The sequence below is a fragment of the Streptomyces sp. NPDC044704 genome, from assembly GCF_056433525.1.
In genome coordinates this window covers 35,896-58,116 of record NZ_JBWKGY010000012.1, presented here as the reverse complement: position 1 = coordinate 58,116, position 22,221 = coordinate 35,896, and the positions used below count along the sequence as shown (strand labels likewise).

Genomic DNA, 22,221 nt, shown 5'->3' with positions numbered 1-22,221 from the left:
TGCGTTCACGCGCCCTCCTCCTCGTCCGGGGTGACCACGGCCAGGACCTGGTCCATGGCGACGGTGGAACCGGGCGTGACGTCGAGTTCGGTGACGGTCCCGGCGTGCGGGGCGGAGATGACGTGCTCCATCTTCATCGCCTCCACGACCAGCAGGCTCTGACCGGCCACGACCTGCTCGCCCACGGCCACCTTCACGACCGTGACCGTGCCGGGCATGGGGGCGGCCAGGGTGTCGGCCCCCGCGTGGGCGCTGCCGCCGAGGGAGGCCGCCACCGGGTCGTGGGACTGGACGTGCCAGCTGTCGCCGTCGCGGCCGAGCCAGACCCCGTCCGGGGAGGCGGCGTGGCTGAACGTGTGCGTCACGCCGTCGAGTTCCACGGTGACGCGCTCGGGGGTGCGGGCCACGACCCGGCCGGCGAGCACCGGCGGGGCCGGGTCGTGGGCGGCCCCGACGAGGAGCTCGGTGGCGGACCCGGCCGGGCGGGTGCGGACCTCGACCGGGTCCTGGCCCGGGAGGCGGAAGTGCCGGACCGTCCAGGCCGGAGTCCCGCCCAGGCGCCAGCCGTTCGGGATCCCGAAGGGGTCGACCCACCCGGTGCCCGCCGCCGCGGCCGGAGCCAGCAGCGCCGCCGCCGCGTACACCTCCTCCGGAACGCCTTCCGGGAGCAGGGACGGGAGGTCGCGCTCGACCAGGCCGGTGTCCAGGTCGCCCGACACCACGTCCGGGTGGGCCAGGAGCCGCCGCAGGAAACCGGCGTTCGTCTGGACGCCCAGGATCACGGTGTCCGCGAGGGCGGCCCGCAGCACCCGCAGGGCCGCGGCCCGGTCCGGGCCGTACGCGATGACCTTGGACAGCATCGGGTCGTACGCCGAGCCCACGGGCACGCCCGCCGTCAGCCCGGAGTCCGTACGGACCGCCCCGCCGGACGGCTCCGACAGCGCGAGGACGGTACCGCCGGAGGGCAGGAACCCCCGCGACGGGTCCTCCGCGCAGACGCGGGCCTCGATGGCGTGGCCGGTCAGCCGGACCCCGGACTGGGCGAAGCCGAGCGGCGCGCCCGCCGCCACCCGCAGCTGCTGTTCCACCAGGTCCAGGCCGGTGACGAGCTCCGTCACCGGGTGCTCGACCTGGAGGCGGGTGTTCATCTCCATGAAGTAGTAGGAGGACGGGTCGCCGCCCGGCACGATGAACTCCACGGTGCCCGCGCCGACGTACCCGCACGAGCGGGCCGCCTCCACGGCCGCGGCGCCCATGGCCGCCCGCGTCTCCTCGTCGAGGAGGACCGACGGCGCCTCCTCGATCACCTTCTGGTGGCGCCGCTGGAGGGAGCACTCGCGCTCGCCCAGGTGCACCACGTTCCCGTGGGAGTCCGCGAGGACCTGGATCTCGATGTGCCGGGGCCGGTCGATCCACCGCTCCACGAGCAGGGTGTCGTCGCCGAACGAGGACTTCGCCTCGCGCCGGGCCGCCGCGATCTCCTCGGCCAGCACGGCCTCGTCGCGGACCAGCCGCATGCCCTTGCCGCCGCCGCCCGCCGAGGGCTTGAGCAGCACCGGCATGCCGATCTCCGCCGCGGCGGCGGCCAGTTCGGCGTCGGTGAGGCCGCTGCCGGAGGAGCCCGGCACCACCGGGACCCCGGCCGCCTTCACCGTCTCCTTCGCGCGGATCTTGTCGCCCATCAGGGAGATCGCGCTCGCCGGGGGGCCGATGAAGGCCAGCCCGGCGTCGGCGCAGGCCTGGGCGAAGACCGCGTTCTCGGCGAGGAACCCGTAGCCGGGGTGGACGGCCTCGGCGCCCGTGCGGCGGGCCGCGTCGAGGAGCCGCTCCACCGACAGGTAGCTCTCGGCGGCCGCTTCCGGGCCGATCCGGACGGCCGTGTCGGCCTCCCGCACGTGCCGGGCGTCCGCGTCCGTGTCGCTGAAGACGGCCACGGAGCGGATGCCGAGCTCCCGCAGCGTGCGGATGACGCGTACCGCGATCTCGCCCCGGTTCGCGACCAGAACAGTGCTGAACATCAGTGAGGTCCTCACGTCACATACGGAAGATGCCGAACGGCGACTCGCCCAGCGGGGCGTTCGCGCACGCGGTCAGGGCCAGTCCCAGCACCTGCCGGGTCTCCATCGGGTCGATGACCCCGTCGTCCCACAGCCGCGCGGTGGCGTAGTAGGCGTTGCCCTGCTCCTCGTACTGCGCCCGGACCGGGGCCTTGAAGGCCTCCTCGTCCTCGGCCGGCCAGTCCTGGCCCGCGCCCTCGATCTGGTCGCGCTTGACGGTGGCGAGGACCGAGGCGGCCTGCTCCCCGCCCATCACCGAGATCTTGGCGTTGGGCCACATCCACAGGAAGCGGGGCGAGTACGCCCGGCCGCACATCGAGTAGTTGCCCGCGCCGTACGAGCCGCCGACGACCACGGTCAGCTTCGGGACCCGGGTGCAGGCCACGGCCGTCACCATCTTGGCGCCGTGCTTGGCGATGCCGCCCGCCTCGTAGTCGCGGCCGACCATGAACCCGGAGATGTTCTGGAGGAAAAGCAGCGGGATGCCGCGCTGGTCGCACAGCTCGATGAAGTGGGCGCCCTTCTGGGCGGATTCGGAGAACAGGATGCCGTTGTTGGCGACGATCCCGACCGGGTGCCCGTGGATCCGGGCGAAGCCGGTCACCAGCGTCTGCCCGAACTCGGCCTTGAACTCCTGGAAGCGGGAGCCGTCCACGATCCGCGCGATGATCTCGCGGGCGTCGTAGGGGGTGCGGGAGTCGACCGGGACCGCGCCGTAGAGGCCGTACGGGTCCACCTTGGGCTCCTCGGGAGCCTCCACCGACCAGGGCAGGGCCCCGCGCGCGGGCAGGGTCGCCACGATGTTCCGTACGATCCGCAGCGCGTGGGCGTCGTCCTCCGCGAGGTGGTCGGTGACGCCGGAGGTCCGCGAGTGGACCTCACCGCCGCCGAGCTCCTCGGCCGTGACGACCTCACCGGTCGCGGCCTTCACCAGCGGCGGGCCGCCGAGGAAGATCGTGCCCTGGCCGCGCACGATGACGGCCTCGTCGCTCATCGCCGGGACGTACGCCCCGCCGGCCGTGCAGGAGCCGAGGACGGCCGCGATCTGCGGGATCCCCGCCCCTGACATGCGGGCCTGGTTGTAGAAGATGCGGCCGAAGTGCTCCCGGTCGGGGAAGACCTCGTCCTGCATGGGGAGGAAGGCGCCGCCGGAGTCGACCAGGTAGAGGCAGGGGAGACGGTTCTCCAGGGCCACCTCCTGGGCGCGCAGGTGCTTCTTGACGGTCATCGGGTAGTACGTGCCGCCCTTGACGGTGGCGTCGTTCGCGACGATGACGCACTCGCGGCCGCTGACCCGCCCGATGCCGGCGATCACACCCGCGGCGGGGGCCGCGCCCCCGTACATGCCCTCGGCGGCCAGCGGGGCCAGCTCCAGGAAGGGGGAACCCGGGTCCAGGAGGGCGTCCACGCGGTCGCGGGGCAGGAGCTTGCCGCGCGCGGTGTGGCGGGCGCGGGCCCGCTCGCCGCCGCCGAGCCGGGCCGCGTCGAGCCGGGCGCGCAGGCCCTCGGTCAGCTCGCGGTGGGCGGCCTCATTGGTCCGCCAGGCCTCGGACGCCGGGTCCGCGGCGCTCGTCAGCACTGGTGCCTGCTGCATCGGTCGAGCTCCCTTGCTCGGTGCATGCTTGTTAGTGAGCGTTAACACTCTGGGTATCAGGTTAACGAGCGCTAACGGCCCTGTCTAGAATGGATTCCCATGAGCACCAGAGCGGCCGCCCCGACCCGACGCGAGCAGATCCTCAGTGAGGCCGCTCGTCTCTTCGCGGAGCGCGGCTTCCACGGCGTCGGCGTGGACGAGATAGGGGCCGCGGTCGGCATCAGCGGCCCCGGCCTGTACCGGCACTTCGCGGGCAAGGACGCGATGCTCGCCGAACTGCTCGTCGGCATCAGCGAGCGGCTGCTGACGGGCGGCCGCCGCCGCGTCGAGGAGGCGGCCGGTGACCCGCGGGAGGTGCTCGCCTCCCTCGTCGAGGGCCACATCGACTTCGCGCTCGACGACCGGGCGCTGATCACCCTCCACGACCGGGAACTGGACCGGCTGCGGGAGGCCGACCGCAAGCTCGTGCGCCAGCTCCAGCGCCAGTACGTGGAGCTGTGGGTGACCGTCGTGCGCGAGCTGCACCCCGAGGTGGGGGAGGCGGAGGTACGCGTCTCCGTGCACGCGGTCTTCGGCCTGCTGAACTCGACCCCCCACCTGGCGGCGCTCGGCCGCGACGCCACGGAGGCCCTGCTGAGGCGCCTGGCGAACGGCGCCTTCGGGGCCCTGTCGGGGTGAGCCGGACATGAGGTGGGGTGTCCGACGGCCGGGACGGAGCAGACGGCTCCGGCCGGACGGCGGCAGAATGGGCGCCATGCCGATAGAGACGCCCGTACCCAGCCGTGCCGAACTCGTCGAACACCTGCTCCGCACGCGGATCGCGGGGGAGGTGGCGACCCCGCGCGAGAACAACCTCAGCCACTACCGCAAGCTCGCCAACGGAGACCGCCACTACTGGCTCGGCCTGGAGCTCGGGGACCGCTGGAGCGACGAGCAGGACGTGCTCGCGGTCATGGCCGAGCGCTGCGGGGTCGTGGACGACCCGACGCACCGCCAGGGCCAGGACACCATCGACCCCGAGCTGACCGTCGCCGCCCTGGACCGGCTCGCGGCCCGGCTGCACAAGGCCGCGCTGGACCGGCAGAGCGTGCTCTTCGCCACCGGTCACCCGGGCGGCCTCCTCGACGTGCACCGCGCCACCGCGGACGCGCTGCGGGCAGCCGGCTGCGAGATCGTGGTGATCCCGCAGGGCCTGACCGCCGACGAGGGCTCCGTCTGGCAGTTCGCGGGCGTCGCGGTGCAGGAACGCGGGGCGACGCTGTGGCACACCCACTCCCCGGCGCCGATGGCCGCGATCCTCGACGGCCTCGCGGCGCAGGGCCGCCCCCAGCCGGACCTCGTCGTCGCCGACCACGGCTGGGCGGGCTGCGCCGCGCAGCGCGGCCTCGACGCCGCGGGCTACGCCGACTGCAACGACCCGGCGCTCTTCCTCGCCGAGGCCGAGGGCACCCTCCAGATCGCCGTCCCCCTGGACGACCACGTCCGCGACCCCCGCTTCTACGACCCGATGACGGCCTACCTCCTGTCCACGGCCGGCCTCGGCGACGTCTGACGGGCGGGGCCGGCCGGGAGCCGCCGGGGCCGCGGGGGCCGCGGCGGCGCGCGTCAGGAGGGGGTCGGGTCCAGGTAGACCCGGCGGACGGCCGGGAAGCGTTCGCGGAGCTGCGCCTCGGCCACCTCGCAGGCGGCCTCCACCTGCCGGGCCGACGCCAGGTCGTGAAAGTCGATCTTCGCCGCGATCAGGACCTCGTCCGGGCCCTGCACCAGGGTCGTCAGCTCCAGGACGCCCTCGATGTGCAGGACCGACAGCAGCTCCTCCCGGACCTCCTCGCGCATCCGGGCCGGCAGCGGCCGCCCGATCAGGTACTGCGCGTTCGAGCGGCCCAGCTCCCACGCCACCCACACCAGCAGCAGCCCGATCAGCAGCGACGCCACCCCGTCGTACGCGCCCGAACCGGTCAGCTGCGCCCCCAGCAGCCCGCCCGCCGCCAGCGCGAGCCCGACCAGCGCGGCGGCGTTCTCCAGCAGTACCGCCTTCACGGCCGTGTCCGGGGTGTGCTTCACGTACAGGCCCAGCGGCGCCCGCATCCGCGCCGCCTCGCCGCGGACCTGGCGCCACGCCACCAGCAGCGAGTAGCCCTCCAGTACGGCGGCGACCGCGAGGACGACGTACGAGAGCGTCGGGCTGCCCGGGTCCTCGCCGTGGACCAGGGTGTGGACGCCGTCGTACACGGCGAAGACCGCGCCGCCGACGAAGGTGGCGACCGAGGCGAGCAGTGCCCAGATGTAGCGCTCGGGCCCGTACCCCAGCGGGTGGGCCTCGTCGGCCGGCCGGTCGCTGCGCTTGAGGGCGGTCAGCAGCAGCACCTCGGTCACCGTGTCGGCGACCGAGTGCGCCGCCTCGGCCAGCATCGCGCTCGACCCGCTGAGGATCCCGGCGGCCGCCTTCGCGGCGGCGATCCCGAGATTGGTGACGGTGGCGACGACGACCGTGGCGACGCTTTCGGGCTGTTCGGTCATGACGCGACGGTATGTCCGCCCCTCGGGCGGACCGCTCAGCGACACCCGCCGGCCGGTTCAGGCGCGGGGTACGCGCACGACGCCTTCCTGGATGACGGTGACCGCGAGGCGGCCGTCCTGGGTCCAGATGCGGGCCTGGCCGAGGCCGCGGCCGGCCGCCGCCGAGGGGGACTCCTGGTCGTACAGGAGCCATTCGTCGGCGCGGAACGGCCGGTGGAACCACATGGCGTGGTCCAGCGAGGCGCCGACGACGTCGCCCACCGCCCAGCCGCCCCGGCCGTGCGCGAGCAGCACCGAGTCCAGCAGGGTCATGTCGGAGACGTACGTGGCCAGGCAGGTGTGCAGCAGCGGGTCGTCCGCGAGCTTGCCCCGGGTGCGGAACCACACCTGGGAGCGCGGCTCGACCGGCTCCCCGACGCTGCCCCACGGCGGGGTCGTCGCGTACCGCAGGTCCACCGCGGAACGGGCCGCGAGGAGCCGTTCGACGGTCCCCGGGTCGCGGAAGACGTCCCGGTACAGCGGGAGGGACTCGGCGGCGGTCGGCAGGGACTCGGGGTCCGGCGCCTGCGGCATCGGGGCCTGGTGGTCGAGCCCCTCCTCGTACGTCTGGAACGACGCCGACAGGTGGAAGATCGGCTGTCCGTGCTGGACGGCGACCACCCGGCGGGTGGTGAAGGAGCGCCCGTCGCGGATCCGGTCGACGGAGTACACGATGGGCGCGCCCGGGTCGCCGGCCCGCAGGAAGTACGAGTGCAGCGAGTGCGCCGACCGGTCCGCGGGCACGGTCCGGCCGGCCGCGACCAGCGCCTGGGCCGCGACCTGTCCGCCGAAGACGCGCGGCACGAGGGACTGCCGGCTCGTGCCGCGGAAGATGTTCTCCTCGATCTGCTCCAGGTCGAGCAGATCGAGGAGATCGGCGAGCGCCTCGTTGTCGTCGAGCTCGGCCAAGGGGACTTACAGACCCATCGACTTGGCGATGATGGACTTCATGACCTCGCTGGTGCCGCCGTAGATGCGGTTCACGCGGTTGTCGGCGTACAGGCGGGCGATCGGGTACTCGTTCATGTAGCCGTAGCCGCCGTGCAGCTGGAGGCACTTGTCGATGACGCGGTGCGCGACCTCGGTGCAGAACAGCTTCGCGGAGGCGGCCTCGGCGGCGGTCAGCTCACCGGCGTCCAGGGCCTCCAGGGCGCGGTCGGCGACCGCCTCGGCGGCGTCCACCTCGGCCTGGCAGGAGGCCAGTTCGAACTTGGTGTTCTGGAAGTGCGCGACGGGCTTGCCGAAGACGGTGCGGTCCTGGACGTACTGCTGGGCGAACCGGACGGCGGCCTTGGCCTGCGCGTACGCGCCGAAGGCGATGCCCCAGCGCTCGGAGGGCAGGTTGGCGCCGAGGTAGTAGAAGCCCTTGTTCTCCTCGCCCATCAGGTCCTCGACCGGGACCTTCACGTCGACGAACGCCAGCTCGGCGGTGTCGGAGGTGCGCAGGCCGAGCTTGTCCAGCTTGCGGCCGATGGAGTAGCCCTCGGACTTGGTGTCCACGGCGAAGAGGGAGATGCCGAAGCGGCGGTCGTCCTCGCGCGGGGCGGAGGTGCGGGCGCAGACGATCACGCGGTCGGCGTGCACGCCGCCGGTGATGAAGGTCTTGGAGCCGTTGAGGACGTAGTGGGTGCCGTCCTCGGAGAGCTTGGCGGTGGTCTTCATGCCCGCGACGTCGGAACCGGTGCCCGGCTCGGTCATCGCGAGGGCCCACATCTCCTCACCGGAGACGAACTTCGGGAGGTAACGCTTCTTCTGCTCGTCGGTGGCGAGCATCTTGATGTAGGGCAGCGCGAGCAGCACGTGCACGCCGGAGCCGCCGAAGTTCACGCCCGCGCGCGAGGTCTCCTCGTAGAGGACGGCCTCGAACTTGTGGGTGTCCAGGCCCGCGCCGCCGAACTCCTCGGGCACGTTGATGCCGAAGACGCCCAGCTCGCCGAGCTTGTAGTAGAAGTCGCGAGGAGCCTGGCCCGCCTGGAACCACTCGTCGTAGACGGGAACGACCTCGGCCTCGATGAAGGCGCGGATGGTCTCGCGGAACGCCTCGTGGTCCTCGTTGAAAACGGTACGGCGCACTGGGCCGGCTCCCTTCGGTCGCGGCGGTCCGCCGCTCATGCCTAAGCGCTTGCTCAGATTAAGTTACCGGCGAGTTGTCCGCCCTGTCCAGAGCCGGTCGCGGACCGCGGGACGCGTCAGTACGAGAAGGCCATCGGCCGGTCGGGGTCCCCGTCGTCGTCACCGCCGATCCGGCGGGGCGTTTCCAGGTCGGCGGGGGTGAGCACGGGCGGCCCGGCCATGACGTACTTGACCATGAGCCGGATCTCGATCAACGCGAGCGCCGCGTACAGCAGGGTGTAGACGGCGAGGGAGGTGATGACCTCGGGCAGGGTGACGGTCGGGGAGACCGCGTCCCGGGTGCGCAGCACTCCGTAGACGACCCACGGCTGGCGGCCCATCTCGGTGAAGATCCAGCCCCAGGAGTTGGCGATCAGGGGGAAGGCCAGCGTCCACACGGCCAGGCGCCAGTACCAGACCGTCAGCCAGGACCCCAGCGTCCGGCCGCGGGTCACGGCCAGGTGCGGCACCTCGTCCTCGCCGGTCCGCAGGCCGGGGTCGAGCAGGAACCGCCGGCGGGTCAGCCACAGTCCCACCGCGCCGACGGCGAGCGAGGTCATGCCGAAGCCGATCATCCAGCGGAAGCTCCAGAACGCGACGGGGATGTCGGGCCGGTAGTCGCCCGGACCGTACTTCTGCCGCTCGGCCGCGTCCGTGTCGTTGATGCCCGGCACGTACGCGGTGAAATTGCCCTCCGCGAGGAAGGAGAGCAGGCCGGGGACCGACCACTCCACGGTGTTGTGCCCCTGCGCGACGTCGCCGATCGCGAAGACGGAGAAGGGGGCCGGGGCTTCGCCGTCCCACAGGGCCTCGGCGGCGGCCATCTTCATCGGCTGCTGCCGGAACATCACCTTCCCGAGGGTGTCCCCGCTGAACGCCACCAGGACCCCGGCGAGCAGCATCGTCACCAGGCCGAGGCGCATCGAGGCGCGCATCACCGGCACGTGCCGGCCGCGCCGCAGGTGCACGGCCGCGATGCCGGCCATGAAGGCGCCGCCGGTCAGGAAGGCGGCGGTGAGGGTGTGGTAGACGACGACGAGGGTGGTGTCCTGGGTCAGGACCAGCCAGAAGTCGGTGAGCTCGGCCCGGCCGCGTTCCTCGTTGATGCGGTAGCCGACGGGGTGCTGCATCCAGGAGTTGGCGGCGAGGATGAAGTAGGCGGACAGGACGGTGCCGATCGAGACCATCCAGATGCAGGCGAGGTGGATCTTCTTGGGCAGCTTGTCCCAGCCGAAGATCCACAGGCCGATGAAGGTCGATTCGAAGAAGAAGGCGATCAGGGCCTCGAAGGCGAGGGGGGCTCCGAAGACGTCGCCGACGAAGCGCGAGTAGTCGGACCAGTTCATGCCGAACTGGAACTCCTGCACGATGCCGGTGACGACACCCATCGCGATGTTGATCAGGAACAGCCGGCCCCAGAACTTCGTGGCCTCCAGGTACTTCTCCCGGCCCGTGCGCACCCACGCGGTCTGGAGGACGGCGACCAGGGCCGACAGGGAGATCGTGAGCGGGACGAACAGGAAGTGGTACACGGTGGTGATGCCGAACTGCCACCGGGCCATCGTGTCGAAGGCCAGAGCCAGGTCCATTCGCTTCCTCACCTCGCCTCGGGGAGATCACTCTCGCCCCCGCCCGTGCTCCGGGCCGCGCACCGACGTCCCCGCACCCCCCGGGTTACGCCGGACGGCGGACAAGGGGGAGCGGGTTCAGGCCGCCGGGGATCCGGGTCCCGGACCGTGCGCGAGGTGGTCGGCCAGCGCCTCGTTGGTGAGGACCGGTCCGGCCCGCAGGACGGTGTTCCGGCGCCCGGGATGGGCGGCCCGGTGCGCCCGCTCCAGTTCCCGGGCCCGGGACAGGCCGGCCGCGCAGTCCTCGCCGCGCAGGGCCGTGTCCAAGGCGTCGCCCGTCGCCGCGATCAGCGGGGCCATGGCGCGCACCGCCGCGTCGGCCCGCTCCGGGGCGGGCGCCCCGCCCTGCCGGGTCTCCAGTTCGCGCGCGAGCAGCAGCAGGGCCGGAGCCGTGCGCGCGGCCAGCCGCAACCGGGGGCGGAGGGTGCCGGCCGGCCCGCCCGGGGGCCGCCGGGGCGGCAGGAGCACCGTGCGGCCCGTCCTGCGGTCCAGGGCGACGAGCAGTTCGTGCGGGCGGTGCCACAGCGCGAACGGGTCGTCGGGGGCGGGGCCCGCCCGCCCCGAGGCGGCGTCGGCCGCGATCCGCTCCAGCCGGGCGCGCAGGCCGGTGCGGTACGCCTCCAGTCCGGACGCCGCCTCCCGGTACGGGTCGGGGGGCCACAGCAGCGGGCCGAGGAGCAGCACGACGGCGATGCCGACCGCGCTCTCGACCAGCCGGGCCAGCGGGTACCCGGGCGTCGGGGTGGCGTAGATCATCAGGGCGGTGATCAGCACCTGCTGGTTGGGGGAGCCCTTGTGGCTCAGCAGGTACATCCCGGCGCAGCTGCACACCAGCATGACCAGGAACGAAGCCGGGCCCGACGGCAGCCAGTGCAGGACGGTCACGCTCAGCACCACGCCCGCGATCACGCCCACCAGCCGCTGGAGGGCCGGCCCGGGCGCCGAGAACACGTCCTCGCGCAGGATCAGCACGGCCGGCAGCGCGGCCGCCACGGGCGCCGAGCTCGTACCGAACCACCACAGGCACAGGTACCAGGGGACGGCCGCGCACACCACGAGCCGCGCGGCCGGGGCCGTTCGCTCGGCGAACGCACGCTTCCCCGTCACCACGGACATCCCGGACATGCGGCACATCGTAGGCGCGTACCCCCGCCCGATCGGCCCGCCACCCCACCACCGGCCACCCGGACGAGGGGCGGCTCCCTCAGGGCCCGGCCGTCGGTTGGCGGTCCTCCCCGGACGGCCGGGGGCGGTCCCAGCGCAGCGCGAACCACAGTTCCATCCGGGTGTCCGGATCGTCCAGGTCCCGCTCCAGCAGGTCCGCGCAGCGGGCCACGCGCTGGCGGACGGTGTTGCGGTGCACCCCCAGGGCGGCGGCCGTACGGTCCCAGCCGCCGTGGTGCGCCAGCCAGCCGCGCAGGGTGTCCCGCAGCGCGGGGGAGAGCGGCGCGAGCAGGGCGGCGGCGTGCGCACGGGCCTCCGCCTCCCCGACCAGGCCCGCGAAACCGGGGTCGGTGTGCCGGGCGAGCGGGGCCCGGGCCGCCTCGGCGCGCTCCAGGGCCCGCCGGGCCTGCGCGTCGGCGGTGCGCAGCTCCCCGGCCGCCGCCGGAGCGCTCACCCCGAGCCGCCAGCCGGGCTGCGGGCCGGGCTCCCGGTCGGTGAGCAGGCGTACGCCGTCCGGGCGCGGGTCCGCCAGTACGGTGCCCAGCGCCGCCGCGAGGGCCTGCGGGCCCGCGCCGCCCCGGGCGTGCACGGCGTACCAGGGGCCGGGGGTCAGGGCCGCCGCCGGATCCCCGTCCAGCAGGAGGCGGGTCAGGGCGGCCGCCTCGTCCCCCGCCGGGCGGTCCGCCGTGAGCAGGGTCAGCAGCACCGCCGCGACGGAGGCGATGGTGTGGTCCCCGGGGGCCCGGGCCGGGGTCGCCAGGCCCAGCACCCGGCCCCCGCCGACCGCGTAGGCCGCCAGGTGCGTCCCGCCGAGGGTGTCGGTGGCGGTCGCGGCGGCCCCGGGCGCCACCCGCGCGGCCAGCGCCTCCAGCGCCTCGCGCACCGCCACCGCGGGCGGGGCCCCGGCGCTCGGGGCCCCGGTCCCGGCCGGACCCCCGCCCGGCGGCAGCAGCGCCGCCCAGCCGTTCAGAGCGGCCGCCAGGCGGGACAGGACCGCCGGGACCGGGGACGGGCGGGCCGCCGCCGCGGCCAGGGTCTGCTGCGCCTCCGCGACCCGGCGCAGCTCACGCGTCCGGGCCTCCGCCATCAGCCGCCACACCGCGCGCGCGACGGCCGTGAACGGGGTGTGCGGGGGGACCTCCAGCAGCGGCAGCCCGTGCCGGGCGCAGGCCTCGGCCAGCGCCGGCGGCACCTCCTCGTGGACCGGGGCCACACCGAAGCCGAGGGCGGCGGCCCCGGCCGCGACCAGCCGGGCCGCGTACCCGTCCGGGTCCCCGCCGGGCCCGGCCCCGGCGGTGAGCAGCAGCTCCCCGCCCAGCAGGTACGGCGACGGGTCGGCCATCTCCGAAGCGTGCACCCCGTACACCCGCGCCTCGCCGGGCCCCGCGAGGAGCCGCAGCCCGAGCTCCCGGTCGGCGGTCAGCGCGGCCAGCGGGACCGGCGGGGTGGGGGGAGCCTCCATGGCTACTCCGTACATGTGAAAGGGCAGCAGTGGATGAAACGTACACTTCGCCCGCCCGGGGTGTCCGCTTACGCTCGAAGGACCGCACCCGCAGAACCCCCCTGCGCCACCCCGCAGCGCACCCGCGGAACCCGTAGGACCACAGAAGGGCACCCCCCATGAGCACGCAGCCGCGCGGCCCCGTCGACTCCTCCCGCATCCCGCGCTACGCGGGCCCCGCGACCTTCGCCCGGCTGCCCCGCCTCGACGAGGTCGGCGGCAAGGCCGACGTGGCCGTCGTCGGCGTGCCCTTCGACTCCGGCGTCTCCTACCGCCCCGGCGCCCGCTTCGGCGGCAACGCCATCCGCGAGGCCTCCCGCCTGCTGCGCCCGTACAACCCGGCCCAGGACGCCTCCCCGTTCGCCCTCGCGCAGGTCGCGGACGCCGGTGACATCGCCTGCAACCCGTTCAACATCAACGAGGCCGTCGAGACGGTCGAGGCCGCCGCGGACGAGCTCATCGGCAACGGCTCCCGCCTGATGACCCTCGGCGGCGACCACACCATCGCCCTGCCGCTGCTGCGCTCCGTCGCGAAGAAGCACGGCCCGGTCGCGCTCCTCCACTTCGACGCGCACCTCGACACCTGGGACACCTACTTCGGCGCCGAGTACACCCACGGCACCCCGTTCCGCCGCGCCGTCGAGGAGGGCATCCTCGACACCGAGGCGCTGTCCCACGTCGGCACCCGCGGCCCGCTGTACGGCAAGCAGGACCTCGACGACGACGCCAAGATGGGCTTCGGCATCGTCACCTCGGCCGACGTCTACCGCCGCGGCGCCGACGAGGTCGCCGACCAGCTGCGCCAGCGCATCGGTGACCGCCCGCTGTACATCTCCATCGACATCGACGTGCTCGACCCGGCGCACGCGCCCGGCACCGGCACCCCCGAGGCGGGCGGCATGACCTCCCGCGAGCTGCTGGAGATCATCCGCGGCCTGTCCTCCTGCAACCTCGTTTCCGCCGACGTCGTCGAGGTCGCCCCGGCGTACGATCACGCCGAGATCACCTCGGTCGCGGCCTCGCACACCGCGTACGAGCTCACCACGATCATGAGCCGTCAGATCGCCGCTTCCCGGCAGGGCTGACCAGCACAGCACAGCACCGCAGGACGCGGCGCGGCGACGGCGCAGCGAAGGCGAAGGGCAGCCCCACACCGTGACGCACGACCACGACCTGGTACTCCGTCCCACCGAGGCCCAGACGGCGGCCGCCCTGGCGCCGCCACCGGGCCGCACGGGCGGGGACCTGGTCGTGGAGACCCTGCGCGGGCTCGGCGCGACCACCGTGTTCGGCCTGCCCGGCCAGCACGCGCTCGGCCTGTTCGACGCCGTCGGCCGCTCCGACCTGCGCCTGGTCACCCTGCGGGTGGAGAACAACGCGGGCTTCGCGGCCGACGCGTACGGCCGCCTCACCGGCGAGGCGGCCCCGCTGCTGCTCTCCACGGGCCCGGGCGCGCTGACGGCCCTGCCCGCCCTCGCCGAGGCGGCGGCCGCCTCGGCGCCGGTCCTCGCGATCTCCTCCCAGGTGCCCGTGGCGGGCCTGGGCGGCGGCCGCCGCGGCCACCTCCACGAGCTGCGCGACCAGGCCGCGTCCTTCCGGGACGTGGTGAAGTCCGTCCACGTCGCCCGCAGTCCCTCACAGATCCCCTCCGTGATCGCCGAGGCCTGGGAATCGGCGCTGACGACCCCGCACGGCCCGGTCTGGGTGGAGATCCCCGAGGACGTACTGCGCGCGGAAACGGTCCTCCCGCAGGTCACCGGCATGGACGCGACCCCGCACGAACTGGCCCCGCGCCCCGAGCTGACCGCGCTCGCCGCGCACTGGCTCTCGAACGCCTCCCGCCCGGTGATCATCGCGGGCGGCGGGGTGATCCGCTCCGACGCGGCCGGCAAGCTCAAGCAGCTCGCCGAGCGCCTGAACGCCCCCGTGGTCACCACCTTCGGCGGCAAGGGCGCCTTCCCCTGGAACCACCCGCTGTCCCTGCGGTCCTGGCTGGAGGACCGCCACACGACGGACTTCCTGGAGGACGCGGACGTCCTGCTGGTCGTCGGCTCCGGCCTCGGCGAACTCTCCTCGAACTACCACACCTTCTTCCCGACGGGCCGGATCGTCCAGATCGAGGCCGACCTCGGCAAGCTGGAGTCCAACCACCCGGCCCTGGGCATCCACGCCGACGCCCGGCTCGCCCTCCAGGCCCTGCTGGAGACGGTCTCCGAACGCGAGGACCCGGGCGCCCCGGAGCGCGTACGGGCGCTCCTCGCCGCGGTCGGGGCCCGCCTCGCCACCCAGGACGTCACCCTGGAACAGGACCTGCTGCGCTCCGTCCGGGCGGCCCTCCCGGCGCGCTCGCCCTCCTTCTGGGACATGACGATCCTGTCCTACTGGGCCTGGTCGGCCTTCGACCCGAAGCACCCGAACACCATGCACTCCGCCCAGGGCGCCGGCGGCCTCGGCTACGCCTTCCCGGCGGCCCTCGGCGCGGCCGTGGCCGAGCCGGACACCCCCGTGCTGGCCGTCTCCGGCGACGGCGGCGCGATGTACTCGATCGCCGAACTCGCCACCGCCCGCCAGCACGACCTCGACGTCACCTGGCTGATCGTGGACGACGGGGGCTACGGCATCCTCCGCGAGTACATGACGGACTCCTTCGGACGCCCCGTCGCGACGGAACTCACCCGCCCCGACTTCGTCGCCCTCGCCGCCTCCTTCGACGTCCCGGCCGCGACCACCACCCCGGAATCCCTGCGCGCGGACCTCGCCGGGGCCCTCGCCACCCCGGGCCCCTCCGTCCTGGTCCTCCCCACCACCTTGAAGATGTTCGCCCCGACCCACCTCTGAGACGGCCTGCCGGTCCCGCCGCCGCCCTCATCCTCCCGGCCCCGCCCCGCTCGCACCGCCCGGACCCCAGTGCGATTGTTGCGGCGGGATGAAATCCGCCGGTCGGGGCGTTGGGGGAGGCGGCAGGACAGCAGCGACGGGGAGGAACCACGTGACGGCGGGACAGACGGAGGCAGGGGAGAAACAGGGCTGGGGAAGGCGGCTGGCCGCCTACACGTGGCGGTACAAGACCAACGTGCTGCTCGCCCTCGGGTCCTCGCTGGCCGGCATGGCCGTCATGGCGCTCGTACCACTGGTCACCAAGGTCATCATCGACGACGTCGTCGGCGACAAGAGCCGCGAGATGGCCCCCTGGGCCGGCATGTTCATAGCCGCCGCCGTCCTCGTGTACGTACTCACCTACATACGCAGGTACTACGGCGGCCGCCTCGCCCTCGACGTGCAGCACGACCTGCGCACCGACATGTACGACACCATCGCCCGCCTCGACGGGCGCCGCCAGGACGAACTGTCCACCGGCCAGGTCGTCGGCCGCGCCACCAGCGACCTCCAGCTGATCCAGGGCCTGCTCTTCATGCTCCCGATGACCATCGGGAACTTCCTCCTCTTCGGGATATCCCTCGGGATCATGCTGTGGCTCTCGCCGCTGCTGACCCTCGTCGCGCTGCTCATGGCCCCCGCCCTCTGGTTCATCGCCAAGCGCAGCCGCAAGAAGCTCTTCCCCGCCACCTGGTACGCCCAGGGCCAGGCCGCCGCCGTCGCCACCGTGGTCGACGGGGCCGTGACCGGCGTCCGCGTCGTCAAGGGCTTCGGGCAGGAGGAGCAGGAGACCGGGAAGCTGCGCACCGCCGGACGCCGCCTCTTCGGCGGCCGGATGCGCGCCATCCGCCTCAACTCCCGCTACACCCCCGCCCTCCAGGCCGTACCCGCACTCGGACAGGTCGCCATCCTGGCCCTCGGCGGCTGGATGGCCACCCGCGGCCAGGTCACCCTCGGCACCTTCGTCGCCTTCTCGACCTACCTCGCCCAGCTCGTCGGCCCCGTCCGCATGCTCGCGATGGTCCTCACCGTCGCCCAGCAGGCCCGCGCCGGCGCCGAGCGCGTCTTCGAGCTCATCGACACCGAGCCCGTCATCCCCGAGGGCGAGCGCGAGCTGCCCGCCGACGCCCCCGCCACCGTCGAGTTCGACGACGTCCGCTTCGGGTACGACCCCGAGCGGCCCGTCCTCGACGGCTTCTCCCTCACGATCGCGGAGGGCGAGACCGTCGCCGTCGTCGGCGCCTCCGGCAGCGGCAAGTCCACCGTCTCCCTGCTCCTGCCGCGCTTCTACGACGCCGACCGGGGCACCGTCCGCGTCGGCGGCCACGACGTCCGCGAGCTGACGTACGACTCCCTGCGCGCCGCCATCGGCCTCGTCCCCGAGGACTCCTTCCTCTTCTCCGACACCATCCGCGCGAACATCGCCTACGGCCGCCCCGACGCGAGCGAGGAGGACGTCCGCGCCGCCGCCCGCGCCGCCCAGGCCGAAGGCTTCGTCGAGGCCCTCCCCGCCGGCTACGACACCAAGGTCGGAGAACAGGGCCTCACCCTCTCCGGCGGCCAGCGCCAGCGCATCGCCCTCGCCCGCGCCATCCTCACCGACCCCCGGCTGCTGCTCCTCGACGACGCCACCTCCGCCGTCGACGCCCGCGTCGAGCACGAGATCCACGAGGCGCTGCGGTCCGTCATGGCCGGCCGGACCACCCTGCTGATCGCCCACCGCCGCTCCACCCTCGCCCTCGCCGACCGGATCGCGGTCCTGGACCGAGGCCGGCTCGCCGACATCGGCACCCACGAGGAACTGGAACTGCGCTCGGCCCTGTACCGCAGGCTCCTGACCGACCCCGACGCCCTCGGGGCCGGCTCGCCGCGCACCCCCGGCGCACCGCAGGCGGCCGCGTACGGGCGGCCCGCCGGACGGGACCTGGAGCGGGACCTCGAACTCGAAGCCGAGATCGACTCCGAACCGGTCAGCGCCAAGCGCCGGGTCAGCGACGGCGTCACCCCCGAACTGTGGCGGCGCCAGGACGAGGACCGGTCCACCGCCGCCCCCGGTACGGCGGCCCCCGCCGGCGCCGCCCCCGGCGCCGGGCACTCCCTGGCCGGCGCCGTCGCCGGCATGCCCGCCACCCCCGAGCTCCTCGCGCAGGTGGCCGCGCTGCCGCCCGTCGACGACCGGCCCGACGTGGACGAGGCCCGTGCCTCGGCCGCCGAGGACGGCTACGGCCTGCGCCGTCTGCTGCGCGGCTTCTGGGCGCCGCTCGCCATCAGCCTCGGCCTCGTCGCCCTCGACGCCGGCTCCGGGCTGCTGCTGCCCATCCTGATCCGGCACGGCATCGACCAGGGCGTCGAACAGGCCGCCCTCGGGGCCGTCTGGGTGGCCTCCGGGCTCGCCCTCGCCCTGGTCATCGGCCAGTGGGCGGCCCAGTTCGCCGAGACCCGGATGACCGGGCGCACCGGCGAGCGCGTGCTGTACGCGCTGCGCGTCAAGATCTTCGCGCAGCTCCAGCGGCTCGGCCTCGACTACTACGAGCGCGAGCTGACCGGCAAGATCATGACGCGGATGACCACCGACGTGGACGCCCTGTCGACCTTCCTGCAGACCGGCCTCGTCACCGCGGTGGTCTCCGTCCTGACCTTCTTCGGGATCCTCGTCGCCCTGCTCGTCCTCGACGTCGGGCTCGCGCTGATCGTCTTCGCGACGCTGCCCCTGCTGGTCATCGGCACGATCGTGTTCCGCCGGAAGTCGGTCGCCGCCTACGAGCTCGCCCGGGACCGGGTCAGCACGGTCAACGCCGACCTCCAGGAGTCCGTCGCCGGGCTGCGCCTGCTCCAGGCGTTCCGCCGGGAGGGGGCCGGCGCCGCCCGCTTCGCCGAGCGCAGCAACGCGTACCGCGAGGCGCGGGTGCGCGGCCAGTGGCTGATCTCCGTGTACTTCCCGTTCGTGCAGCTGCTGTCCTCGGGCGCGGCGGCGGCCGTCCTGATCGTCGGCGCGGGCCGGGTCGAGGCGGCCACGCTCACCACCGGCGCGCTCGTCGCCTACCTGCTCTACATCGACCTGTTCTTCGCCCCGGTCCAGCAGCTCTCCCAGGTCTTCGACGGCTACCAGCAGGCCACCGTCTCCCTCGGCCGGATCCAGGACCTGCTGCGCGAGCCCACCACCACCCCCCGCCCCGCGGACCCGCGCGAGGTGCGCCGGCTGCGCGGGGACATCGCCTTCGAGGACGTGCGCTTCCAGTACGGCACCGCCGAGGAGCGCGGGGAGAAGGGCGAGGCGCTGGCCGGCATCACCCTGCGGATACCCGCGGGGCAGACCGTCGCCTTCGTCGGCGAGACCGGCGCCGGGAAGTCCACCCTGGTCAAGATGGTGGCCCGGTTCTACGACCCGACCTCCGGCCGGGTCACCGCCGACGGCGCGGACCTGAAGGAGCTGGACCTGACGGAGTACCGCCACCGGCTCGGGGTCGTCCCCCAGGAGTCCTACCTCTTCCCGGGGACGGTCCGTGACGCCATCGCCTACGGGCGGCCCGAGGCCTCCGACGCCGAGGTGGAGGCGGCGGCCCGCGCGGTCGGCGCCCACGAGATGATCGCCACCCTCGACGGCGGCTACCTGCACACCGTCTCCGAACGCGGCCGCAACCTGTCGGCGGGCCAGCGCCAGCTGATCGCCCTGGCCCGGGCGGAACTCGTCGACCCGGACGTGCTGCTGCTCGACGAGGCCACCGCGGCCCTCGACCTGGCCACCGAGGCCCAGGTCAACCAGGCCACCGACCGGCTCGCGGGCAAGCGCACCACCCTGGTCGTCGCCCACCGGCTGACGACCGCCGCCCGCGCCGACCGGGTCGTGGTCATGGACCGCGGCAGGGTCGTCGAGGACGGCAGCCACGGCGAACTGCTGGCCCGCGGCGGCCGGTACGCCGAGCTGTGGCGGACCTTCGTCGGAGAGGACGAGCCGGCGGCGGCCGCGTAGCCGTCCTGGCCCTTCAGGGCGCCCCGGGGATCAGAGCTCGCCGAAGAGCAGGTTCCCCGGGGCGTCCTCGTCGTCACCGGTGTAGTACTCGCGTACGGCGTCGAGGAGCTCGTCCACGGACAGGTACCCGTCGTGGTTCTTGTCGATCTTCGCGAAGAGCGCGTCGGCGTCGGCGATCTCCAGCTTCGTGTCGAAGGCCAGCTGCGCCTTGTGGAACTCCTCGGGGCTGATGTGCCCGTCGCCGTTGGTGTCGACGACCGCGAGGATCGCCCGGGCCAGCGGGCGGAAGGACTTGTCGTAGGCGGGCCCGCCGTTCTTGTAGAGGCGGGTCATGCCCTCCGCGTACTCCTGGGGGGTGAGCTTTCCGTCCCGGTCGAGGTCGAGCTCCGCGAACAGGTCCACCCAGAAGTCGGTGAGCCCGCGGAACACCTCCGCGGCCTTCGGGGAGTCGGCGGGCTCTTCCATAGCGGCCATCAGCCGGGTCCCGAGCGCGATCACGTCCTCCGCGTCGATCACACCGTTGCCGTTGTCGTCGAAGTGCGCGAAGGCGCGCTCCAGCTTGCGGTCGAGCAGGTCGTTCGTCATGTCGGATGCCTTTCACGGCTACGGTGGGCGGTCGCTCGGTCGCCTAGCGTAGTGTCCTCGCTGATCGTGAACTCCCGCTCTCCCCCTGGGAAGTTGTGGATGCACTCTTACGAGGTAGCGCAGGACCCGGCGGGTCCCGAGGGGCTCCGGCGGCCCGGCCGGGACTCACTTGTGCCGTGCAACCATCTCCGGGGCCCAGGCGTCGTACGTGCGTACGTGTTACGTACGACCGATCGGGGGGCCAGGGTGTTGCAGCGGTGGAAGGGGCGGGGCGGGCGGCGGGTCGTGTCGGCCGGGGTGTTCGGGGCGGCGCTCTGGCTCGGCGCCGGGGGCCTGTTCGCGGCGCCTCCCGCGCAGGCCGCGACCGGCGGCTGTCCCGGCCGGCTGGTCAAGACGCTGCCGTTCTCCACGGGGGAGGTGCGCGTGTACAAGAGCCGGACCCAGGCCTGTGCGATGACGGTCGCCGCGAAGCCCGGCGAGCGCCGCCGGATGGTCGTGGACGTTCAGCCACGTGGCGGCGTCCCCGTCCGCGATGCGGGGCAATTCACCCGGTTCGCGGGCCCCGTCGTCGTCGGAGCGGTCAAGCGGTGTGTCTATGTGAAGGGCGGCGTGGCGGCCGGATCCGTTTCCTCCGGCTGGATCCTGTGCTGAGGCTCAGGCCCAACCGGTACTGTTCACGGGCGTGTTGACCCCGCTAGGTTCACGGCGACCAGTGTGAACTCAAGGGGAGGGTGAATGCGCAAGACGCTCGGATGGCTGCTGTCGCTCGTGGTGCTCATCGGCACCATGGGTGCGGCCGGGGCCACGGCTCAAGCGGCCACCGCCGCGGGGCCTGCTGCCGCCACGGACATCAAGGACCGGATCCTCGGGATTCCGGGGATGAGCCTGATCGAGGAGAAGCCGTACCCCGGGTACCGCTTCTTCGTACTGAACTACGAGCAGCCGGTCGACCACCGGCAGCCGTGGAAGGGCACCTTCAAGCAGCGCCTGACCCTTCTGCACAAGGACGTCTCCCGCCCGACGGTGTTCTTCACCTCGGGCTACAACGTCAACACCAACCCGCGCCGGAGCGAGCCGACGACGATCGTCGACGGCAACCAGGTCTCCCTGGAGTATCGATTCTTCACGCCGTCCCGGCCCGACCCGGCCAACTGGGCGAAGCTGGACATCTGGCAGGCCGCCAGCGACCAGCACCGCGTCTTCACCGCCCTGAAGAAGATCTACGGCAAGAACTGGCTGTCCACCGGCGGCAGCAAGGGCGGCATGACGGCGACGTACTACGAGCGCTTCTACCCGCGTGACATGGACGGCGTCGTCGCCTACGTGGCCCCCAACGACGTGGTCAACAAGGAGGACTCGGCCTACGACCGGTTCTTCGCCAAGGTCGGCACCAAGGAGTGCCGCGACCGGCTGAACGCCGTCCAGCGCGAGGCCCTCGTCCGCCGCGTCCCGCTGGAGGCCAAGTACGCCACCGCCGCCGCCGAGAACGGCTGGACCTTCCACACCGTCGGCAACCTCGACAAGGCCTACGAGGCCGTCGTCCTCGACTACGTGTGGGCGTTCTGGCAGTACAGCCTGCTCGCCGACTGCTCCGCCATCCCCACCGCGGCCACCGCCAGCGACCAGGAGATCTGGGACACCATCGACGCGATCTCCGGCTTCTCGGCCTACGCCGACCAGGGACTGGAGACGTACACGCCGTACTACTACCAGGCGGGCACGCAGCTCGGCTCGCCCGACATCAAGCAGCCCCACCTCAAGGGACTGAGCCGCTACGGCTACCAGCCGCCGCGCAACTTCGTCCCGCGTGACATCCCCATGACGTTCCAGCCGGGCGCCATGGCCGACGTGGACGGCTGGGTGCGCGACAACGCCCACCAGATGCTGTTCGTGTACGGGCAGAACGACCCGTGGGGAGCCGAGCCCTTCCACCTCGGTTACAAGGCGCGCGACAGCCACGTCATGACCGCGCCGGGCGCCAACCACGGGGCCAACGTGGCCCAGCTCCAGGAGGGCGAGAAGGCCCTCGCCACGGCGAAGATCCTCCAGTGGGCCGGGGTGGCACCCGCCGCCGCGCTCACCGACTCCGCGAAGGCGGCCCCGCTGGCCGCACCGGACGCGGAGCTCGACCGGCGCGACCTGGAGCGCGAGCCGCAGCTGCGGCCGTAACGCGG

At 73.3% G+C, this 22,221-nt stretch carries 16 protein-coding genes; 7 read left to right on the top strand and 9 right to left on the bottom strand.

All coding sequences use genetic code 11. The features are described from left to right. Positions 1-5: 5 nt before the first annotated feature. Together AC07B0_RS26470 and AC07B0_RS26465 are read right to left on the bottom strand one after the other, a co-directional pair. Entirely contained in the window at positions 6-2,018 is a 2,013-nt protein-coding gene (locus tag AC07B0_RS26470; protein ID WP_478899057.1) for an acetyl/propionyl/methylcrotonyl-CoA carboxylase subunit alpha, read from the bottom strand. 16 nt (positions 2,019-2,034) lie between these two features. After that, positions 2,035-3,651 (bottom strand): carboxyl transferase domain-containing protein, encoded by a 1,617-nt coding sequence (locus tag AC07B0_RS26465; RefSeq protein ID WP_469381594.1) that lies wholly within the window; start codon positions 3,649-3,651, stop codon positions 2,035-2,037. A gap of 99 nt (positions 3,652-3,750) precedes the next feature. Here AC07B0_RS26465 and AC07B0_RS26460 point away from each other — a divergent pair, with 99 nt between their 5' ends. Continuing rightward, positions 3,751-4,329 (top strand): SACE_7040 family transcriptional regulator, encoded by a 579-nt coding sequence (locus AC07B0_RS26460; RefSeq protein ID WP_356881336.1) that lies wholly within the window; start codon positions 3,751-3,753, stop codon positions 4,327-4,329. 67 nt (positions 4,330-4,396) lie between these two features. Further along, positions 4,397-5,203, top strand: coding sequence for a phosphatase (locus AC07B0_RS26455; protein WP_478899056.1), 807 nt, complete (start codon positions 4,397-4,399; stop codon positions 5,201-5,203). Between the two features lie 53 nt (positions 5,204-5,256). Here AC07B0_RS26455 and AC07B0_RS26450 read toward each other — a convergent pair whose 3' ends face one another. The 6 genes from AC07B0_RS26450 to AC07B0_RS26425 all read right to left on the bottom strand — a co-directional run bounded on the left by AC07B0_RS26450 (position 5,257) and on the right by AC07B0_RS26425 (position 12,576). After that, on the bottom strand, positions 5,257-6,171 hold the full coding sequence (locus tag AC07B0_RS26450) for a cation diffusion facilitator family transporter (protein ID WP_356881340.1): 915 nt from the start codon (positions 6,169-6,171) through the stop codon (positions 5,257-5,259). 57 nt (positions 6,172-6,228) lie between these two features. Continuing rightward, positions 6,229-7,119: an acyl-CoA thioesterase II gene (gene tesB / locus AC07B0_RS26445; RefSeq protein ID WP_356881342.1), complete on the bottom strand. Its 891-nt coding sequence runs from the start codon at positions 7,117-7,119 to the stop codon at positions 6,229-6,231. A gap of 6 nt (positions 7,120-7,125) precedes the next feature. Then, positions 7,126-8,283: an acyl-CoA dehydrogenase family protein gene (locus AC07B0_RS26440; protein ID WP_356881344.1), complete on the bottom strand. Its 1,158-nt coding sequence runs from the start codon at positions 8,281-8,283 to the stop codon at positions 7,126-7,128. A 116-nt stretch (positions 8,284-8,399) separates the two neighbouring features. Then, complete coding sequence (locus tag AC07B0_RS26435; protein ID WP_478899055.1) at positions 8,400-9,911, bottom strand: cytochrome ubiquinol oxidase subunit I; 1,512 nt, start codon at positions 9,909-9,911, stop codon at positions 8,400-8,402. 117 nt (positions 9,912-10,028) lie between these two features. After that, positions 10,029-11,075 (bottom strand): FUSC family protein, encoded by a 1,047-nt coding sequence (locus AC07B0_RS26430; protein WP_478899054.1) that lies wholly within the window; start codon positions 11,073-11,075, stop codon positions 10,029-10,031. Positions 11,076-11,154: 79 nt separating this feature from the next. Beyond that, positions 11,155-12,576 (bottom strand): helix-turn-helix domain-containing protein, encoded by a 1,422-nt coding sequence (locus AC07B0_RS26425; RefSeq protein ID WP_356881350.1) that lies wholly within the window; start codon positions 12,574-12,576, stop codon positions 11,155-11,157. A 158-nt stretch (positions 12,577-12,734) separates the two neighbouring features. Between AC07B0_RS26425 and speB the strand changes: the two genes are divergently transcribed. The 3 genes from speB to AC07B0_RS26410 all read left to right on the top strand — a co-directional run bounded on the left by speB (position 12,735) and on the right by AC07B0_RS26410 (position 19,462). Further along, the gene (gene speB, locus AC07B0_RS26420; protein WP_356881352.1) at positions 12,735-13,700 is read left to right on the top strand and encodes an agmatinase; all 966 of its coding nucleotides are present in this window, start codon (positions 12,735-12,737) and stop codon (positions 13,698-13,700) included. 70 nt (positions 13,701-13,770) lie between these two features. Beyond that, positions 13,771-15,453 carry a thiamine pyrophosphate-binding protein gene (locus tag AC07B0_RS26415; RefSeq protein WP_469381598.1) on the top strand — a complete coding sequence of 561 codons (1,683 nt, stop codon included), beginning with the start codon at positions 13,771-13,773 and terminating at the stop codon, positions 15,451-15,453. An 88-nt stretch (positions 15,454-15,541) separates the two neighbouring features. Continuing rightward, positions 15,542-19,462, top strand: a complete 3,921-nt coding sequence (locus AC07B0_RS26410) for an ABC transporter ATP-binding protein (RefSeq protein WP_469381601.1) — start codon at positions 15,542-15,544, stop codon at positions 19,460-19,462. A 30-nt stretch (positions 19,463-19,492) separates the two neighbouring features. Here the strand turns inward: AC07B0_RS26410 and AC07B0_RS26405 are convergent, their stop codons facing one another. Beyond that, positions 19,493-20,047: an EF-hand domain-containing protein gene (locus AC07B0_RS26405; RefSeq protein ID WP_356881358.1), complete on the bottom strand. Its 555-nt coding sequence runs from the start codon at positions 20,045-20,047 to the stop codon at positions 19,493-19,495. Between the two features lie 246 nt (positions 20,048-20,293). Between AC07B0_RS26405 and AC07B0_RS26400 the strand changes: the two genes are divergently transcribed. After that, entirely contained in the window at positions 20,294-20,698 is a 405-nt protein-coding gene (locus AC07B0_RS26400) for a hypothetical protein (protein WP_469381605.1), read from the top strand. Between the two features lie 84 nt (positions 20,699-20,782). Beyond that, positions 20,783-22,216, top strand: coding sequence for an aminopeptidase (locus tag AC07B0_RS26395; RefSeq protein WP_478899053.1), 1,434 nt, complete (start codon positions 20,783-20,785; stop codon positions 22,214-22,216). Positions 22,217-22,221 lie beyond the last annotated feature (5 nt).

Excerpts from the sequence above, each read along its gene's own strand:
- AC07B0_RS26395 (WP_478899053.1), top strand. The coding sequence starts at position 20,783 with ATGCGCAAGACGCTCGGATGGCTGCTGTCGCTCGTGGTGCTCATCGGC.
- AC07B0_RS26460 (WP_356881336.1), top strand. The coding sequence starts at position 3,751 with ATGAGCACCAGAGCGGCCGCCCCGACCCGACGCGAGCAGATCCTCAGT.
- AC07B0_RS26405 (WP_356881358.1), bottom strand. The coding sequence starts at position 20,047 with ATGACGAACGACCTGCTCGACCGCAAGCTGGAGCGCGCCTTCGCGCAC.
- AC07B0_RS26450 (WP_356881340.1), bottom strand. The coding sequence starts at position 6,171 with ATGACCGAACAGCCCGAAAGCGTCGCCACGGTCGTCGTCGCCACCGTC.
- AC07B0_RS26470 (WP_478899057.1), bottom strand. The coding sequence starts at position 2,018 with ATGTTCAGCACTGTTCTGGTCGCGAACCGGGGCGAGATCGCGGTACGC.
- AC07B0_RS26425 (WP_356881350.1), bottom strand. The coding sequence starts at position 12,576 with ATGGAGGCTCCCCCCACCCCGCCGGTCCCGCTGGCCGCGCTGACCGCC.
- speB (WP_356881352.1), top strand. The coding sequence starts at position 12,735 with ATGAGCACGCAGCCGCGCGGCCCCGTCGACTCCTCCCGCATCCCGCGC.
- AC07B0_RS26410 (WP_469381601.1), top strand. The coding sequence starts at position 15,542 with ATGAAATCCGCCGGTCGGGGCGTTGGGGGAGGCGGCAGGACAGCAGCG.
- AC07B0_RS26430 (WP_478899054.1), bottom strand. The coding sequence starts at position 11,075 with ATGTCCGGGATGTCCGTGGTGACGGGGAAGCGTGCGTTCGCCGAGCGA.
- AC07B0_RS26435 (WP_478899055.1), bottom strand. The coding sequence starts at position 9,911 with ATGGACCTGGCTCTGGCCTTCGACACGATGGCCCGGTGGCAGTTCGGC.
- AC07B0_RS26455 (WP_478899056.1), top strand. The coding sequence starts at position 4,397 with ATGGGCGCCATGCCGATAGAGACGCCCGTACCCAGCCGTGCCGAACTC.
- AC07B0_RS26465 (WP_469381594.1), bottom strand. The coding sequence starts at position 3,651 with ATGCAGCAGGCACCAGTGCTGACGAGCGCCGCGGACCCGGCGTCCGAG.